The sequence below is a fragment of the Flavobacterium sp. FlaQc-47 genome (assembly GCF_044006475.1).
GTDB lineage: Bacteria > Bacteroidota > Bacteroidia > Flavobacteriales > Flavobacteriaceae > Flavobacterium.
This window is the reverse complement of the sequence record NZ_JBIPCQ010000002.1, coordinates 25,836-41,713: the sequence shown is the minus strand read 5'-3', so window position 1 is coordinate 41,713 and position 15,878 is coordinate 25,836. Positions and strand designations below refer to the sequence as shown.

Here is a 15,878-nt window from a genome sequence, read left to right as displayed (position 1 = left end):
CAAAACATATTCGAATTTTTTAAAACTACTTTAGTTATCAATTTAACTGTTTGTGCTATTGCTGTTTTGTTGGGAGGTTTTGATTATTTTTTTATTCTGTTTTTAAGTTTTGGTTTTTTAATGAGTGTAGGTTTTAAAGAGTTATATCGTAAAAATGAATATCTGTTTTATGCAAATAATGGAATTTCGAAAATCCAACTTTTAGTTTTTAGCTATCTTTTTACCTTTGGAACAGCAATCTTGATAGGTGTCATAACTTTTTTAATAAAGAAAATATTTTGAAAAGGCATATTTTAGAAGTGGATGGAATCCAAAAGAAATATGGCGAAAGAGTTATTCTTTCAGATGTTTACCTGAAATGTGAAACTTCAGACATTATAGGTTTATTGGGAAGAAATGGTTCCGGAAAATCGACTTTACTAAAAATTATTTTCGGAGTATTATCTGCTCCAAATAAATGCATTCGGATTGATTCGGTATCAAAAAACAACCAAAATGTTCTATTAAATGATATTAGTTATCTTTCGCAGGAACAATTCATTCCCAATCATTTCTCCGTAAAAAAGGCGGTGCTATTATCTGTCGATAAACAAAAATTAAAATTTTTCTATGAAGATGAGTTTATTCAGTCGATTTCAGGTAAACGAATAAATCATTTATCAAGTGGAGAATTGCGATATCTTGAAATTAAAATCGTTTTATTTAATGCTTCAAAATTTGTTTTACTTGACGAACCTTATAACGGATTGTCGCCAATAATGGTAGAAATAGTCAATGAATTGATAAAAACCAATTCGTACAAAAAAGGAATTGTGATTACAGACCATAATTATCAAAACATAATTAAAATTTCGACACAATTGATTTTGATCAAAGATGGTAAAACCCATTCTATCAAAGAAAAAGCTGAACTTGTTGATAAAGGATATCTAACCAGTTCAGCTTTTTTATAGAGATTTTTTCTAACTAAAGATTTTTTTGAAAAATCCTTTTTTTGCTTGTTCTTGTAAGTTAGAATTGTTTATACTTCCGTTTTCAAAACGAAACCTTCTAAATTTCATTAATTTTACATTTAGGTCAAAACGTACTTCGTCAACAGTTTTCATATCGTTCAATTTTTTTTGCAAAGTTATGAAAAACTCCCAGTAAACGCTGTTTGTTACAAGTGTTAAGATATGAATTAACATATCTCAAACAGAATCCAAATTTTTCAAACAATTCCACTTTTTTTATTGTTCTTTTTTACAAATTTTATTTAAAAAATAAAGAAACATTATAGGATAAATAAAAGTAATTCAAATGGTTACGGGCAACTTTTTTTTAACAAGTGTTTATCAGGCAATAATATATTATTAAAATATCTTTGAACCTTCTTAAAAATGAAATAATAGCAATATGATAGATTTGAATACACTTGTCGAGGAAACTGGAGCTGAATCTGGGTTAACATTTAACATAGATGGAATCTTGTTGGAATCGGTTAATTTAGAGTATGATGGAAACGTGGCTGCAATGATTGGGATGATATTAAAAATGTGTTTAGAGATGTCTGAAGATGTGAATAACGGAGATCTTAAACAGGTAATGATTAAAAATAAAGATGGTATTGTAGTCGCTAATAAAGACGAAGATGATAACTGTGTTGCACTGCTTTCTAAAGATATAAGCAAAATGGGTCTTTTGTTACGCAAAATGGATACCGTTTTCAATAATTAATTAAACTAAAATTTAAAACATGTCAGATTTTTTACAGAATTTTCAAAACGATTTAAAAGAGAATGTAAATGGATTTATTGCCGTTTCAGTAACCGAAGTTGAAACAGGAATGTCTTATTGCTCACTTTCTCTAAATCCAGATTTTGACCCGGAATTAGCATCTGCTTATAATTTAGAAGTTGTAAAAGCAAAATTAAACGCTATTAAAGCTTTAGGATTAGATCAAAAAATCAATGATATCTTAATTACACTTACAGATCAAATACATATTATAGATGTATCTGAGGATGGTAAATATTTTATTTATTTAGCAGTTGATTCAAATAAAGCAAACCTTGGATTAACAAGAGCAACTTTAGCTAAATTTAAAAAAGACATTATTTCAAAACTATAATTTTGCCCCCAATAATGAGAAAAAGGCCGTTTCAAAATTTTTTGAACGGCCTTTTTTGCTTTTTGTAGTAAAACTGATTTTATTCGAAAAAATCTAATAAAACAGTTTTTAATTCTTCCTTGTTTTCGATCTGGCTCATATGTCCATCGTCAAAAGAAACCAGTTTTGCAGATGTATTTTCTATTTGAGCAATATTTTCCTCATAGTTTAAAACAGGATCTTTTTTACCTAAAACCAGTAATACAGGAAATAAATCCTGTTTCAATAATGATTCTCTGTCTTTTCTGATTTTCATTCCTTCAAGCGAAGCTACAATTCCTTGCAAAGGTGTTTTTAAAGCCTGAATTTTTACTTTCTCAATTTCATCAGCTAATCTTGTTCTGTTGTTTTCGCTGAATAAATTGGCAATCGCCAGACTTACAAAGTTCACATAATTTTGTTTTACTGCTTTTATGGCACGATTTCGATTTATTTTTTTATCATGACTATCTGCTTTTGAGCTGGAATTTAATAAAACCAATTTATTAATGTTCTTCGGGAATAATTCGGCGAAAGCCAAACCAACATAACCTCCCATAGAATGACCTAAAACAGTTGCTTTTTCGATTTTTAAATGATCTAAAACCTCATGTACAACATTTGCATTATCCTCCATAGAATGCACATATCCTAAACAATCAGATTCGCCGTGACCCAATAAATCTATTGTGATAACGCGATAATTTTCGGAGAAAAGATCAACATATTCCTTCCACATTTTTTTATTTTCCAGAAAGCCGTGAAGCAATACAATCGCAGTTCCTTCGCCGGAATCAGTAAAAGATATTTTCGTGTTTTTATATTGGATATTTTTCAAAATGATGTTTTAAAGTTGAATTACAAATATAAGAAAACCCTAAACCATATAAAAAAGATAAGTTCATTCGAGTTAAAATTATAAGTTATTCAGTTCATTTAAAGGAAACATAAAAACATGAATCATTAAACCATATAAGTGATATAAGTTCATTTTAGTTTATAGACGATTATTCAGCTCAATTTTAGAGAAAACTAAGGAAAAAATATTAAACCATATAAGTGATATAAGTTCATTTTAGTTTATAGACGATTATTCAGCTCAATTTTAGAGAAAACTAAGCATAAAAAATAGTAAACCATATAAGTGATATAAGTTCATTTAAAGTTGCCGAATGACTATTTTTAAAACTAAAATGAACTGATATCAATTATATGGTAAAAAAAAGGCTAACATTTCTGTCAGCCGTCTTTCTCTATAATCTTTCTTCTTTTTTAGTCTCTCAGGAATTCATCAAACTTTCGATTTCATCTGCTTCAACCGGAATATTGCGCATTAGGTTAAAAGGATCTCCCTTTTCCTGAACGACCACATTATCTTCCAAGCGGATTCCGAAACCTTCTGCAGGAATATAAATTCCAGGTTCAACCGTAAAAACCATATTCGCTTTCATAGGTTCGTGAAGTAAACCATAATCGTGCGTGTCAAGACCCATATGATGAGAAGTTCCGTGCATGAAATATTTTTTGTAAGCTGGCCATTCAGGGTTTTCGTTCTGAACATCGGCTTTATCAATTAAGCCCAAACCAAGTAATTCCGAAGTCATGATTTTGCCCACTTCAACATGATATTGTTTCCAAAGTGTTCCCGGAGTCAACATTTTTGTCGCTTCGTTTTTAACTTTCAAAACTGCATTATAAACCGCTTTCTGACGATCAGAAAATTTTCCCGAAACCGGAATTGTTCTTGTCATATCGCTGGAGTAATTAGCATATTCTGCCGCAACATCTAATAAAATTAAATCTCCGGCTTTACATTGCTGATTGTTTTCGATATAATGCAAAACATTCGCATTATTTCCCGAAGCAATAATAGGCGTATAAGCAAAACCTTTAGAACGGTTACGAATGAATTCGTGAACCAGTTCAGCTTCGATTTCATATTCGGTAACATTTGGTTTCACGAAAGGCAATAATCTACGGAAACCCTTCTCAGTAATATCACAAGCTTTCTGGATTAAATCAATCTCTTCGCTTTCTTTTACAGAACGAATGCGTTGCAAAATAGGGTTGCTTTTCGCAACATTATGTGCAGGATAACGCTCTTTCCACCATTTTACAAAACGAGCTTCGCGAGTTTCAGTTTCTACTGTTGCACGGTAATGTTCGTTTGTGTTAATGTACATTGTATCTGCATAGGTCATCATTTCGTTCAAAACTTTATGAAAATCCTGCAACCAATAAACCGTTTTAATTCCTGAAACCTGAAAAGCACGTTCTTTACTTAGTTTTTCACCTTCCCAAACAGCAATATGATCGTTAGTTTCTTTCAGGAAAAGCATTTCTTTTTGGTTCTCGTAAGGCGCATCCGGAAACAAAAGTAAAATACTTTCCTCCTGATCAACTCCGCTCAGATAAAAAATATCCCTGTGTTGCGCAAATGGCAAAGTACTATCAGCACTAACCGGATAAATGTCGTTTGAGTTAAAAACGGCAACACTGTTAGGTTTCATTTCTGCCGTGAATTTTCTGCGATTTTTTACAAAAAGAGCGCTGTTTATTTGATGATATTTCATAATAACTTAATTTTTGAACTTCGAATTTCAAAATTAGTGATTTTTGAAGAAGTGGCGTATAATTGAATTATTAAAGTTTTCTTATTTGTTTGGGTTTTTGCCTTTTGCCGCCAAGGCGCTAAGGCACAAAGTTTTTCTATTAAATGGAGATATTATCGGAAGTGAAGGCACAAAATCTTACATAATCTTGTCATTTCGACGCAGGAGAAATCTTCGCAAGTAACTCGACAAAGATTAATAAACGCAAAGTTTTGTCATCTCGACGAAGGAGAGAACACACTAGAAACTCCAAAAAGAGAATCGCCAATCTTTGTCGAGTTTCTAGTGCGATTCTTCGTTCCTCAGAATGACAATACTGAGAAAACTCAGCAACTTAGATTCTCAGATCCTCAGAATCTTAATAATGGCGTGCCCCTCCGGGTCGGGCTTTCGGCTATATCTTTTATTCCGTTCCACTTCATAAAAGGATACCGCCTCTATCCCTCACGCGAATATGATTTTCGCGAGATGTTCGGGTTTAAATAGCTGTTTTGTATATTCGTGCTTATTAATTTATTATTGTATAAAAAGTAGGTAATGAATGAGCTCAAAGAAATATTTTCAAATCGTGAATTAGCAACAATAACGTGGGGTATAATTATTCTTGTTGTAATAAATTTAAAAAAGGAAGTTAGGCATTCGGGATTTAAAGTTGTAAAATCATTTTTTGTAACAAAAATTTTATCTACAGTTTTACTACTCATTCTTTATACATTATGTATGGTTTTATTTTTGAAATATTATTATGTTTGGAATTTTACTTTGCTAAAAGATACTCTGTTTTGGTTTTTTAGTATTGGGTTAATGTCATTTTTTAAATTAAACGAAGCAAAAGAAATATCATTTTTTTTAAAGGTTCTAAAGAATAATTTTAAACTAATTATTTTCTTAGAATTTTTTCTGAATTTTTATACTTTTAGTTTTATTACAGAAATGATTATTATTCCAGTTTTCACTTTTATTTTTTTAATGAATTTAATTTCAGAAAACAAAGATCAATATAAGCCTGTCTTTAAATTAACCAAAGGAATTATTGCATTAATTGGTTTGTTTTATGTTATTTTCGCTATTTATAAATTTATTTTTTATAATGAAAATATTCTAAGCGTTCATAATCTTAATGCATTAGTTTTACCAATTTTACTTACTGTTTTAAGTATTCCTTTTTTTTATTTTCTATCTCTTTATAGTAACTATGAAAGGCTTTTTTTAAGAGTTAAATTTATGAATAAAGATTTTGAAATACAACGTAAACTAAAACTACAAATCCTTAAAAAGGCAAACGTAAATCTAGATGCATTAAAAAAAATAGATGAAAATCTTACGGGATTTAATTTATTTGAATTAACGGATATTAATCAAAAAGATAAAAATCACGATTAATACGAATTTATAATTCATATTTTTAGTAATAAGTAAATCAATAAAATCATTAATCTATAAGATAAAAAAAACCGAAGCAATCAAACTTCGGTTTTTCTATAAATATATCTTTCGTAGAAATTATTTTTTCTCGCTCAACAATTTCTCTAAAAAAGCAACTTTCTCTTTTTCAGCCTGAATTAATTGTTGATAAAGCTTTTTATTCTCTTCAAAAGCTTCAAGAAGTTTATCAAGAGGATTAAATGTGCAATTATTATGATTTATTGTTGATGAGCCATTGTCATATGTATTTCCCATAATATTAAAAACGGCTTCTTCCGAAAAATTCTTTATAACATCAGGAGTAACGCCCAAAAGTCCGGCTATTGTTTTTAGTTTTTCGTCGTCAACGGTTTCACTTCCTTCAATAATAGAAATAGTTTGCTGACTTACACCCATTGCAATTGCAAGTGCGTCTTGTTTCATATCTCTAAGTTCCCTGATTCGGCTAATGTTTCGCCCAATATGTTTTGGTTTTGTATCTGTGCTCATAGTTCAAAGATATTTAAAATTCTGTTACATTTTTGGTTTCGGTAGGAAACAAGTCTTTGTTTGTGAAATACATTTTGCGATTTGTTTCTCATGGCCTAAAATACAATTTTTCTGACTCTTGTTGATTTTTATAATAGAATTGCGTAATCTTGATAGTAGAAAAAAATCAGTTTAGATTAATAAAAATAAAATGCAGCATTCAAGTTTTAAACTAATAACAATAAAAGACGTAAAATCGCAATTCCCCTTTCTAATCGATCAGGAAGGATTTGATTATTTTGACGAATGGGACGATCAGGATTTCTTTTTAGTTTCGAATGAAAATGTAAATTTCGAAGGCGACTTTTATTTGGATCTTTATGAGGATAAAGAAAAAAAATGGCTTTCGAATATATTGAATCTGTCATTAAAAGAAATGGATTCCATACGAATCGAGGGGATTTTAATAAACGGAAATTTCTGTACAACCGGAACCATAATAAATGCCGAAGGAGATTATGGACCGTATGTTTTTATTACTGGAAATGTTACTTGCCAAAGTTTATTATTAGGCGGTGCTTATGTTGAAATGCAAGGAAATGTCAAAGCCAAAGAATTGGTGATGACATCCTATAATCACGGAAATTTTAAATGTTCCGGGATTATTGAATCTCCCATTTTTATTGTCGACGATCATTATACAACGTTTTCAGAGCGAAAAAATAACTTGTTTTATTACAATGATAAAACAGATGAATTAGATTCGAAAAATGAATGTGTATATGATGAGGATTCTGGCGAAAATAGTATCTCAATTGAATTGCGAAAATATCTTAATAATGAGTTGATAGAAACTTTTGAAGAATTAAAAAGGGAATTAGAACTTGGAGAATTGGTTTTAAAACAAAATAATCCGTCTGCGAAAACTTATGAATATTGGGAAAATAGGGTAAAGTCAAATTATAGAGATTTAAAAATAGTTCCGCCTCAATTTAAAACCGCAGAATTGTTTGAATTGGCTTTGAAAATTACATTTCATGCTTTGGATTATGTCGATCAGGAGTTTATTACGCCAGAACTTTGCGAAAAATTGGTAACTAAAAATGGATTTGCAATTCAGAAAATTCGTGATCAGTTTATAACACGAGAACTTTGTTATACAGCGGCTCAAAGCGGAACGTTGATTTCGCTGATTCCAAGTGAATTTTATTCGGAAGAATTGATTTTAACCGTCTTTAAAAATGGTAAAAACGAACCCAATATAAATGATGTTCCGTCTGAATTTATTTCTGAAAGTTTATTGGAAGAATATGTAAAAATTGGCAAAGGTTTATGGCTTGATAAAGTTTGCAAACAAAACGGAATAGATAAAGTGTCGGTTTTAAAACGGGTAATTGATTCCGGAATTCAATATTTGGATGCCGTTTTTGGAAATCATTTTAGTAAAGAAGTTGTTGATCATGCAGCTTTAATGTACAATAATGAAAAGCATAAAACAAATTGGAATAAATACGTTGAGAAATACAAAGTGAAGTTTGAGCGTCTTGATTTGAATGCGTATTTTTAAAAGTATAAAAAAGTTATGAAATCAGATGTAAAAATTCGGAAAGTTATAAAACAAGATTTAGATTTTGTTTACAAAGCAATAAACGAACTTGAAAATGAAGTTTTAGATTTTGAAGTATTCAGGGAAATTTTTCATGAAAACATTTCGAACCCAAAGAATTTTTATTTAATAGCCGAAATTGAGAAAGAGGGTGTAGGTTTTATTAGTTTTCATACCCAAAATCTTTTGCATCATTGCGGATTAGTGGGAGAAATTCAGGAGTTTTTTATTCATAAAAATTATCGAGGCAAGGGCATTGGTCGACAATTGATAGAAAAAATAATAGACTATGCGGATCGAAATAATTTGAAAAGTATTGAAGTTACTACAAATAAACGGCGAGTTGAAAATGTGATGATTTATGAGAATCTGGGTTTTGGTTTAACACATAATAAATTTACAATTTATAAGTGAATTTTCCGGAAATGAAAACATTAGGCATAAAAAAAACTGCGATCTTATAGATAGCAGTTTTAATAAATTATTGATTATTTTGTTATGATAGTCCATATTCCATGCAGTGACCTTTTCCTGATGTTTGGTATATGTACCAACCGCATGAGTTTATTGTTAAAAAAGTTTTTTCTTCACCTTCACATATTGGGTATGGTACGCAGGGTGTACCATTACCAGCATTGATTGATTTCAATTCTTCTTTTGATAATTTTTGGAAATTTTTCATAGTAATTTGTTTTTTGGGTTTTCCTACTCTATAAGTTTTTCGGATACGACTTTGATAAAATTACAAATTATTTTTTAAATAAAAACTTACAAAAATATAAATTTACAGTTCTAATTGATTTTTTTGAGAATCTGCAACCTTCTTTTTTTTGAAGATAAATTTGAGGTAATTTCCTTTCTTTTTGTGTTTTTATTCTAATATTGTACATTCAAAATTGCTTTAAAAAAGATGAAAGAATTAAATCCGTCCATAAAACATCATTTAATAGTTGGGATTCTTATTAGTTTATGGATTTTTATTTTCGCCATTATTATAAAACCTTTTGATGACGGAACTTTAAATTTAAGGTCTTGGTTTTTAATGAGTTTTGGGTTTAGTTTGCTGGCATTTTTGTGTTATGCGATTCTTAGTTTTCTCCAAAATATACTTTACAAAAAAATAGAAGAATGGAATATTAGCTTGGAAATACTAAGTATTCTATTTTTTTATCTGATCTATTTAGTTGGAATTTTTGGTTATTATAAAAGTCCAATTTTAAAAGGTGGATATAATTTCACAGAATTTTTTTCGATAATTTTTATCAAAGTCGCTTTGATTTTAACTCCTGTAGTTATTCTGGCGAGGCGATATTTAATAAAATTAATTCCGGTAAAAGATGATATTCTGACTTTTAAAGGAGAAAATAAACTGGACATTCTGAAAATAAAAAAAGCTGACCTGGTTTGCATTTCGAATGCCCAAAATTACGTAGAGATTTTTTATACTGAAAACAATCGGCTTCGTTCAAAAATAATTCGGTCTTCGCTTAAAAAAGTTCAGGAAGATTTTTCTTTTTTGGTTCAAATTCATCGTTCCCATTTAATAAATCCCCTGCATTTTAAATCCTGGAGAAATACAAACACAATCATTCTGACTCAAATTGAACTTCCGGTTTCTAAAAATTATAAGGATGCTTTGTTAGTATTATAATTTCGTACCTAAAACTTTGCATTTTGTACCTAAGTCAATGATATTGGCATCTGGCCAAGTTTCATGATTTAGTTTTGCTTTCTTAATTTAAAACTTAATTATGAAACCAAAACATCTTTGCACATTTGGATTACTATTTTTTATTTCCAGTTATTTATTGTTTTCTAAAGTTTTGCCGGAATTTCAAACGCCAATTGATTTTGCACATTGGTTTAATTTAATTGGCGCGTGTTTATTGCTTTCGTTTAATGATGTATTTCCTGAAAATAAATTGAATTCTACAGCTTCGTTTATAACGGCTTTGGGCGTTATTGCCCATATTGGTCTTTGTACAATTGATTTTATAATGTCAAGTTTTGGAAATAATGAAATCGCTAGAGAAGCTTTAAGTCAGCAAATTAGTAATACACCTTCTATAATATATCCTTTTGTTATTGTTGGTCCGTCATTATTATTTGTCGGACTTTCTATTCATGCTTTGAATTCTATTAAAACAAATACAGTAAGTTCTTTAATGGTTATTATTGCTTCACCAGCAATAGGATTTTCGTTTTTTGTTTTGAAAAATGGCGTTTATATGTTGTTGAGTTGTTTGATTTTTGTTTTGGGATTGGGTTTGTTGCTTTACAGAAATAAAGAAAAAGGAGCGATTGAATAAATACTAATAAACTGAAATTCTTATTTTTATTCGTATTTTCGTTTTGCGGAAAAATATAAATCCAAATAGCACTTTTGAATAAATATTTTAAATATCTCATTTCACTCTTTCTGGTTTTTGTCCTGATTGCAAATGATGGTACTTTTAATTCTCAGTCAAAATCAGCAGATTATTATCAATCTTCGTTTGTAGTTTTAAAAAGAGAATTAGATTTTATAGCTTCTCGTTTATACGTATTCAATTCTTTTATTTCCCAAATAAAAACTGCGTTTTTAATTCCGCTAAATTTTCTTGAGTTTAAACAGATTTATAGTTTTCAGGTTCGGGTTTTTCTAAAACTGCGAATATTTCTTTATCAAAAAATAAATTCATTTATAAAACAATCTGTTTTTGTAAACGAAATAATCACTTCAAATAATTACCGTAAAAGTTTATACAACGCTTAGAAAAATTTCTAAGTATTTATGCGCTTCAACGCATACGATGATAAAATAATGTCTAATCATTTATCATTTTCAAAATGTATAAACACACAAACAAAACACGTTTAGAGCAATCTAAGCGACCACTTTATTGGTTAAAAAGAAAACTTATTGTGGTAATAACCGCTTTTATGTTAGGAATGGCAAACGGAATGAATACAGAAGATCAATCCATTAAAGGGAAACAGAATTATACAGAGCAACATAAAAAGGATTGAAATCTTTAATTTAAGTAAGCTTTTTATCATTTCGACGAAGGAGAAATCCTCGCGATAAGCTCGACAAAGATTGGCTTTAAGAATAGAGCTACTTACGAGGATTTCTCCTTCGTTGAAATGACAAACTCCGCGCTAATAAACACAAAACCGAAGCAATTCTGCTTCGGTTTTGTGTTTATTGGAATTTTGAACTTAAAAATTTTGGAATTTCCTAATCAATCCATTTATAATATCTCGCTCCAATTAAATTAGGAATCTCTTTCTCAATTCGATCTAAAACCCATTCGTTTTTAGGAGTTCTGATGCTTTGTTTTTGTTCTTTTTTATGAAGATTTTCATAAGTTTCAAAACCAATTTCTACACTTTCTTTTAAGTTTTCAAAAAGTTTGGTTTTGGATAAAGCCGATTGCCAGTTTGTTTGAATTGTTCCTTCAAAAACTTTCGATTTAGATCCGCTTCCATAAGCCAGGAAACCGAATTTAGTTCCGGCAACTTCTGTTTTTGTATCGTAATAATGAGCCAAAGTCGATAATAATCCCATGAAAATAGATCCTGTATAAAGGTTTCCTATTAAAGACGAAGCTAATTCGGCAGGTTGTAATTTTTCAGTTACAAACTTTTTATATTCATCAGATTTTCCAACTTCTCTAATTTTAGTTTGGTAATCCGCAGGTTCTATGTTGTCTAAAATAATTTTATCAGCGTGATCTAAAGCATAAATTTCAGATAACATTCTGCGTCCCTGAAAAGAATAGGGAAGGTGCATAATAATGCTGTTCCAGGTATTGTATAAAGTTTCGGTAGTATTTTTTAGTTTCTTAAACGAAAAGTACGCATTTCGTGTACGATCCATATAGCATTGATTCGAATATTGACCGTCAAAAACCGGTTGGTCTTTATGTATTTCGATTTCTGTTTCTAAGTTATCAAACCACGGATCGTTGTTTTCGTTTTGTGTAATCTGTTCTTTTGAGATAGTTCTGAACGGTTTAAAAAAATCGAAAACACCTTTTGTACTTGTTGCCCAATTTTCATCAAAAGCAATGATTCTTGGGTTTGAAGTAACAAGCATTGCAAGAGCTCCTGCGCCTTGTGTATATTCTCCGGTAGAGTTTAAGTCGTATTTTGCAAAGTCTGTTGTCACAACAATTGCTTTTTTAGTGGGATTCAGTTTTACAAAATCAATACAGTTTTGCAGGGCGTCAACACCACCTATACAGGCAAAAGTAAAATCGACAACATCACATTCGGCAAGAGAATCTTCTCCAAATTTCTGTTCCATTAAACTAATTAAGAAAGAACTGATTGGTTTTGAGCTGTCGATTCCGCTTTCAGTTCCCACGTAAATCCGGCTGATTTCGTTTAGGTTTATTTCGTTTTCAAGAATAAGTTTCGTTAAAGCGTTTGCTCCAAAAACAACAGCATCCTGATGAATGTCCGGTAAAGTCATTTTGATTAATCCGAGGCCCTTTTCTAATTTTTCGGGTTCAATATTTCTGGCTATTGCCAAAGTTTTTATGGGTAAATGTATGTTGGCTACATCAAAAGAGATAGCGTCAATTCCTGTTTTCATTATCATTTTTTTTGAAGCCGATAAAGGTAAAATTATGTTATGGAATGACAACTTTTTAAATCTATTAAAATGGTGAACAATGACACTTTTGAAGAAAACAAATTAAAAGTTTACTTAAAATATTAATATGATAAATTTTTGAGACGATCCGGATTAGGTATGATTCTGCTAATTTGTTTCTTTAAAATGTACATTTATAGATTTTTATAATAAATTTAAGTGGTGTTGGTTGTTTTTTTTACGTAGAAGTACTTATGGATATTGTATTTTAAAATCATTATAAATAACAACGAAATGGTTGTAGTTCTTTGTTAATTGAGTTATTTTTGTGTAATTTTTTAAAACAAACTACTTAAACACTTATGGCACAATCTGCACTATTGAATGCTTCCATCTTAAAGAAAGTGGCTATGGCTCTTTCGGGAATATTCTTAATCACGTTTTTAGCGCTGCATGTTTCCTTAAATTTTATTTCTATTATTAGTGAAAATGTTTTTAACGAAGCATCTCACTTTATGGGATACAATCCGCTGATTCAATATGTAATGCAACCAGTTTTGGCAATCGGAGTAATCTTTCATTTTGTTATGGGATTTGTACTGACTGCTCAAAATACTGCTGCAAGACCAATTGCTTATGCAAAGTACAATGGAGCTGCAAATGCTTCATGGAGTTCTAGAAATATGATTATTTCTGGATTGGTTATTTTGGCTTTCTTAGGATTGCATTTTTACGATTTCTGGTTTCCGGAGGTTAATTATAAATATATTGCAGGTGCTGCGCCAGATGCTACAAGGTATTATGGAGAATTAGTTCATAAATTTCATGATCCAATTCGTACTGGAATATATTGTGTATCATTTGTGTTATTAGGGTTTCACCTTTGGCACGGATTCGGTTCATCTCTTCAATCAATGGGGATGCACAATAAGTACTCAAGATTTTTAAGTAAAGTAGGTTACGGTTTTGCCGTTGTAGTACCGGCACTTTTCGTAATTATCGCATTATTTCATCATTTCAATAATTAATATCAATTATAATGGCATTAGATTCAAAAATTCCACATGGCCCAATATCGGACAAATGGACAGATTATAAAGATCATATTAATTTAGTAAACCCGGCAAACAAACGTAATTTAGATATTATCATTGTTGGTACAGGTTTGGCTGGAGGTTCAGCTGCGGCTACTTTGGCTGAGCAGGGATATAACGTAAAAGCTTTCTGCTTTCAGGATTCACCAAGACGTGCGCACTCTATTGCGGCACAAGGTGGTATCAATGCAGCAAAAAATTATAAAGGTGATGGTGACTCTGTTTACAGATTATTTTATGATACTGTAAAAGGTGGAGATTACCGTGCACGTGAGGCAAACGTTCACCGTTTGGCTGAAGTCTCTGCTAATATCATTGACCAGTGTGTGGCTCAAGGGGTGCCATTGGCTCGTGAATATGGTGGATTATTAGATAACCGTTCTTTTGGAGGAACTTTAGTTTCCCGTACTTTTTATGCACAAGGACAAACAGGTCAACAATTATTGTTAGGAGCATATTCTGCAATGAACCGTCAGATTGGTCGTGGAAAAGTAAAAATGTACAACCGTCACGAAATGCTTGATATTGTTATCGTCAACGGAAAAGCAAGAGGTATTATTGCTCGTAACTTAGTTACAGGAGAAATAGAAAGACATTCTGCTCACGCGGTAGTAGTGGGTTCCGGAGGATACGGAAACGTATTTTTCCTGTCAACAAACGCTATGGGAAGTAACGCAACAGCAGCTTGGAAAATTCATAAAAAAGGAGCGTTTTTCGCAAACCCTTGTTACACACAAATTCACCCAACATGTATTCCGGTTTCAGGAGATCACCAGTCAAAATTGACTTTGATGTCTGAATCTTTGCGTAATGACGGTCGTATTTGGGTTCCTGCAAAACAAGAAGATGCAAAAGCGATTCGTGAAGGAAAGAAAAAAGCAACTGATTTATCTGAAGCTGAGAGAGACTATTTCTTAGAAAGAAGATATCCTGCTTTTGGTAACTTAGTACCTCGTGACGTAGCGTCTCGTGCTGCAAAAGAAAGATGTGATGCTGGTTTTGGCGTTAACAAAACCGGAGAAGCAGTTTACTTAGATTTCGCAGCAGCGATCAAACGTTACGGAACTGAAGAAGCTTTCGTAAAAGGTTTAGACGCTAATGATGCAGCTTTGGTAACGAAGTTAGGAGCTGAAATCGTGAAAAGTAAATACGGAAACTTATTCCAGATGTATTACAAAATCGTCGATGAAGATCCTTATACAACGCCAATGATGATTTACCCTGCGGTTCACTACACAATGGGTGGAACATGGGTTGATTATAATTTAATGACTACAATTCCTGGATGTTTCTCAATTGGAGAATCTAATTTCTCTGATCACGGAGCAAACAGACTTGGAGCTTCTGCTTTGATGCAAGGTTTAGCTGATGGATATTTCGTATTACCTTATACTATTGGAGATTATTTAGCTCCGGATATTAAAATGGGAGAAATTTCTACAGATTTACCAGAATTCGTAGCAGCAGAAAAAGAAGTAAAAGATCAAATCGACAGATTTATCAATAATAAAGGAACTCATTCTGTAGATTATTTCCATAAAAAATTAGGAAAAATCATGTGGGATAAAGTAGGTATGGCTCGTAATGCTAAAGGTTTAACTGAAGCTATCGAAGAAATTGCCGCTTTACGCGAAGAGTTTTATAAAGATGTAAAAGTTCCTGGAAGCGCAAACGAATTTAATCAGGAATTAGAGAAAGCGACCCGTGTTGCCGATTTCTTAGAGTTAGGAGAATTGTTCGCAAAAGATGCATTGCACCGTAATGAATCTTGTGGAGGTCACTTCCGTGAAGAATACCAAACAGAAGAAGGAGAAGCACTTCGTGATGATGAAAACTTTGCATATGTTGCAGCCTGGGAATACAAAGGAAAACCAAGTGATGCCGTATTACACAAAGAACCTCTGGTTTACGAAAACATTAAATTAGTTCAAAGAAGCTACAAATAAGAATTTGGTCGAAAGCC

17 protein-coding genes are annotated in these 15,878 nt (G+C 31.4%); 11 read left to right on the top strand and 6 right to left on the bottom strand.

Going from position 1 to position 15,878, the window contains the following annotated elements:
• Nucleotides 1-278 precede the first annotated feature (278 nt).
• Entirely contained in the window at nt 279-953 is a 675-nt protein-coding gene (locus tag ACHRVX_RS06275) for an ATP-binding cassette domain-containing protein (RefSeq protein ID WP_395330362.1), read from the top strand.
• A gap of 9 nt (nt 954-962) precedes the next feature.
• Here ACHRVX_RS06275 and ACHRVX_RS06270 read toward each other — a convergent pair whose 3' ends face one another.
• Nucleotides 963-1,106, bottom strand: coding sequence for a hypothetical protein (locus ACHRVX_RS06270; RefSeq protein WP_394774896.1), 144 nt, complete (start codon nt 1,104-1,106; stop codon nt 963-965).
• A 289-nt stretch (nt 1,107-1,395) separates the two neighbouring features.
• Between ACHRVX_RS06270 and ACHRVX_RS06265 the strand changes: the two genes are divergently transcribed.
• A complete protein-coding gene (locus ACHRVX_RS06265) occupies nt 1,396-1,716 on the top strand; it encodes a hypothetical protein (protein WP_395330359.1) in 321 nt (106 codons plus the stop codon).
• A 19-nt stretch (nt 1,717-1,735) separates the two neighbouring features.
• Entirely contained in the window at nt 1,736-2,110 is a 375-nt protein-coding gene (locus ACHRVX_RS06260) for a hypothetical protein (protein WP_395330357.1), read from the top strand.
• A gap of 79 nt (nt 2,111-2,189) precedes the next feature.
• Here ACHRVX_RS06260 and ACHRVX_RS06255 read toward each other — a convergent pair whose 3' ends face one another.
• Entirely contained in the window at nt 2,190-2,966 is a 777-nt protein-coding gene (locus tag ACHRVX_RS06255; protein ID WP_395330355.1) for an alpha/beta fold hydrolase, read from the bottom strand.
• Nucleotides 2,967-3,408: 442 nt separating this feature from the next.
• Entirely contained in the window at nt 3,409-4,701 is a 1,293-nt protein-coding gene (locus ACHRVX_RS06250; RefSeq protein WP_395330353.1) for an aminopeptidase P family protein, read from the bottom strand.
• A 972-nt stretch (nt 4,702-5,673) separates the two neighbouring features.
• Here ACHRVX_RS06250 and ACHRVX_RS06245 point away from each other — a divergent pair.
• A complete protein-coding gene (locus ACHRVX_RS06245; RefSeq protein ID WP_395330351.1) occupies nt 5,674-6,123 on the top strand; it encodes a hypothetical protein in 450 nt (149 codons plus the stop codon).
• A 120-nt stretch (nt 6,124-6,243) separates the two neighbouring features.
• Here the strand turns inward: ACHRVX_RS06245 and ACHRVX_RS06240 are convergent, their stop codons facing one another.
• Nucleotides 6,244-6,654 (bottom strand): helix-turn-helix domain-containing protein, encoded by a 411-nt coding sequence (locus tag ACHRVX_RS06240; protein ID WP_395330349.1) that lies wholly within the window; start codon nt 6,652-6,654, stop codon nt 6,244-6,246.
• Nucleotides 6,655-6,844: 190 nt separating this feature from the next.
• On the opposite strand from ACHRVX_RS06240, the gene ACHRVX_RS06235 reads away from it, so the two are divergent.
• Nucleotides 6,845-8,200, top strand: a complete 1,356-nt coding sequence (locus ACHRVX_RS06235; RefSeq protein ID WP_395330347.1) for a polymer-forming cytoskeletal protein — start codon at nt 6,845-6,847, stop codon at nt 8,198-8,200.
• A 15-nt stretch (nt 8,201-8,215) separates the two neighbouring features.
• Complete coding sequence (locus tag ACHRVX_RS06230; RefSeq protein ID WP_395330345.1) at nt 8,216-8,653, top strand: GNAT family N-acetyltransferase; 438 nt, start codon at nt 8,216-8,218, stop codon at nt 8,651-8,653.
• A gap of 82 nt (nt 8,654-8,735) precedes the next feature.
• Here ACHRVX_RS06230 and ACHRVX_RS06225 read toward each other — a convergent pair whose 3' ends face one another.
• A complete protein-coding gene (locus tag ACHRVX_RS06225; protein WP_395330343.1) occupies nt 8,736-8,921 on the bottom strand; it encodes a hypothetical protein in 186 nt (61 codons plus the stop codon).
• 228 nt (nt 8,922-9,149) lie between these two features.
• On the opposite strand from ACHRVX_RS06225, the gene ACHRVX_RS06220 reads away from it, so the two are divergent.
• From ACHRVX_RS06220 to ACHRVX_RS06210, 3 genes are all read left to right on the top strand, one after another.
• Nucleotides 9,150-9,890, top strand: coding sequence for a LytTR family DNA-binding domain-containing protein (locus ACHRVX_RS06220; RefSeq protein ID WP_395330341.1), 741 nt, complete (start codon nt 9,150-9,152; stop codon nt 9,888-9,890).
• 100 nt (nt 9,891-9,990) lie between these two features.
• Nucleotides 9,991-10,548 (top strand): hypothetical protein, encoded by a 558-nt coding sequence (locus ACHRVX_RS06215; RefSeq protein WP_395330339.1) that lies wholly within the window; start codon nt 9,991-9,993, stop codon nt 10,546-10,548.
• A gap of 520 nt (nt 10,549-11,068) precedes the next feature.
• A complete protein-coding gene (locus ACHRVX_RS06210; RefSeq protein WP_395330337.1) occupies nt 11,069-11,248 on the top strand; it encodes a hypothetical protein in 180 nt (59 codons plus the stop codon).
• Nucleotides 11,249-11,459: 211 nt separating this feature from the next.
• On the opposite strand, the gene ACHRVX_RS06205 is transcribed toward ACHRVX_RS06210, so the two are convergent.
• Complete coding sequence (locus ACHRVX_RS06205; RefSeq protein ID WP_395330335.1) at nt 11,460-12,821, bottom strand: hydroxymethylglutaryl-CoA synthase family protein; 1,362 nt, start codon at nt 12,819-12,821, stop codon at nt 11,460-11,462.
• A gap of 362 nt (nt 12,822-13,183) precedes the next feature.
• Here ACHRVX_RS06205 and ACHRVX_RS06200 point away from each other — a divergent pair, with 362 nt between their 5' ends.
• Both ACHRVX_RS06200 and ACHRVX_RS06195 read left to right on the top strand, forming a co-directional pair.
• Nucleotides 13,184-13,849 carry a succinate dehydrogenase cytochrome b subunit gene (locus ACHRVX_RS06200; protein WP_395330333.1) on the top strand — a complete coding sequence of 222 codons (666 nt, stop codon included), beginning with the start codon at nt 13,184-13,186 and terminating at the stop codon, nt 13,847-13,849.
• Nucleotides 13,850-13,860: 11 nt separating this feature from the next.
• Nucleotides 13,861-15,861 carry a fumarate reductase/succinate dehydrogenase flavoprotein subunit gene (locus ACHRVX_RS06195; RefSeq protein ID WP_395330331.1) on the top strand — a complete coding sequence of 667 codons (2,001 nt, stop codon included), beginning with the start codon at nt 13,861-13,863 and terminating at the stop codon, nt 15,859-15,861.
• Nucleotides 15,862-15,878: the final 17 nt, after the last annotated feature.

Excerpts from the sequence above, each read along its gene's own strand:
- ACHRVX_RS06270 (WP_394774896.1), bottom strand. The coding sequence starts at position 1,106 with ATGAAAACTGTTGACGAAGTACGTTTTGACCTAAATGTAAAATTAATG.
- ACHRVX_RS06265 (WP_395330359.1), top strand. The coding sequence starts at position 1,396 with ATGATAGATTTGAATACACTTGTCGAGGAAACTGGAGCTGAATCTGGG.
- ACHRVX_RS06260 (WP_395330357.1), top strand. The coding sequence starts at position 1,736 with ATGTCAGATTTTTTACAGAATTTTCAAAACGATTTAAAAGAGAATGTA.
- ACHRVX_RS06250 (WP_395330353.1), bottom strand. The coding sequence starts at position 4,701 with ATGAAATATCATCAAATAAACAGCGCTCTTTTTGTAAAAAATCGCAGA.
- ACHRVX_RS06245 (WP_395330351.1), top strand. The coding sequence starts at position 5,674 with ATGATTATTATTCCAGTTTTCACTTTTATTTTTTTAATGAATTTAATT.
- ACHRVX_RS06240 (WP_395330349.1), bottom strand. The coding sequence starts at position 6,654 with ATGAGCACAGATACAAAACCAAAACATATTGGGCGAAACATTAGCCGA.
- ACHRVX_RS06235 (WP_395330347.1), top strand. The coding sequence starts at position 6,845 with ATGCAGCATTCAAGTTTTAAACTAATAACAATAAAAGACGTAAAATCG.
- ACHRVX_RS06230 (WP_395330345.1), top strand. The coding sequence starts at position 8,216 with ATGAAATCAGATGTAAAAATTCGGAAAGTTATAAAACAAGATTTAGAT.
- ACHRVX_RS06225 (WP_395330343.1), bottom strand. The coding sequence starts at position 8,921 with ATGAAAAATTTCCAAAAATTATCAAAAGAAGAATTGAAATCAATCAAT.
- ACHRVX_RS06220 (WP_395330341.1), top strand. The coding sequence starts at position 9,150 with ATGAAAGAATTAAATCCGTCCATAAAACATCATTTAATAGTTGGGATT.
- ACHRVX_RS06215 (WP_395330339.1), top strand. The coding sequence starts at position 9,991 with ATGAAACCAAAACATCTTTGCACATTTGGATTACTATTTTTTATTTCC.
- ACHRVX_RS06210 (WP_395330337.1), top strand. The coding sequence starts at position 11,069 with ATGTATAAACACACAAACAAAACACGTTTAGAGCAATCTAAGCGACCA.
- ACHRVX_RS06205 (WP_395330335.1), bottom strand. The coding sequence starts at position 12,821 with ATGAAAACAGGAATTGACGCTATCTCTTTTGATGTAGCCAACATACAT.
- ACHRVX_RS06200 (WP_395330333.1), top strand. The coding sequence starts at position 13,184 with ATGGCACAATCTGCACTATTGAATGCTTCCATCTTAAAGAAAGTGGCT.
- ACHRVX_RS06195 (WP_395330331.1), top strand. The coding sequence starts at position 13,861 with ATGGCATTAGATTCAAAAATTCCACATGGCCCAATATCGGACAAATGG.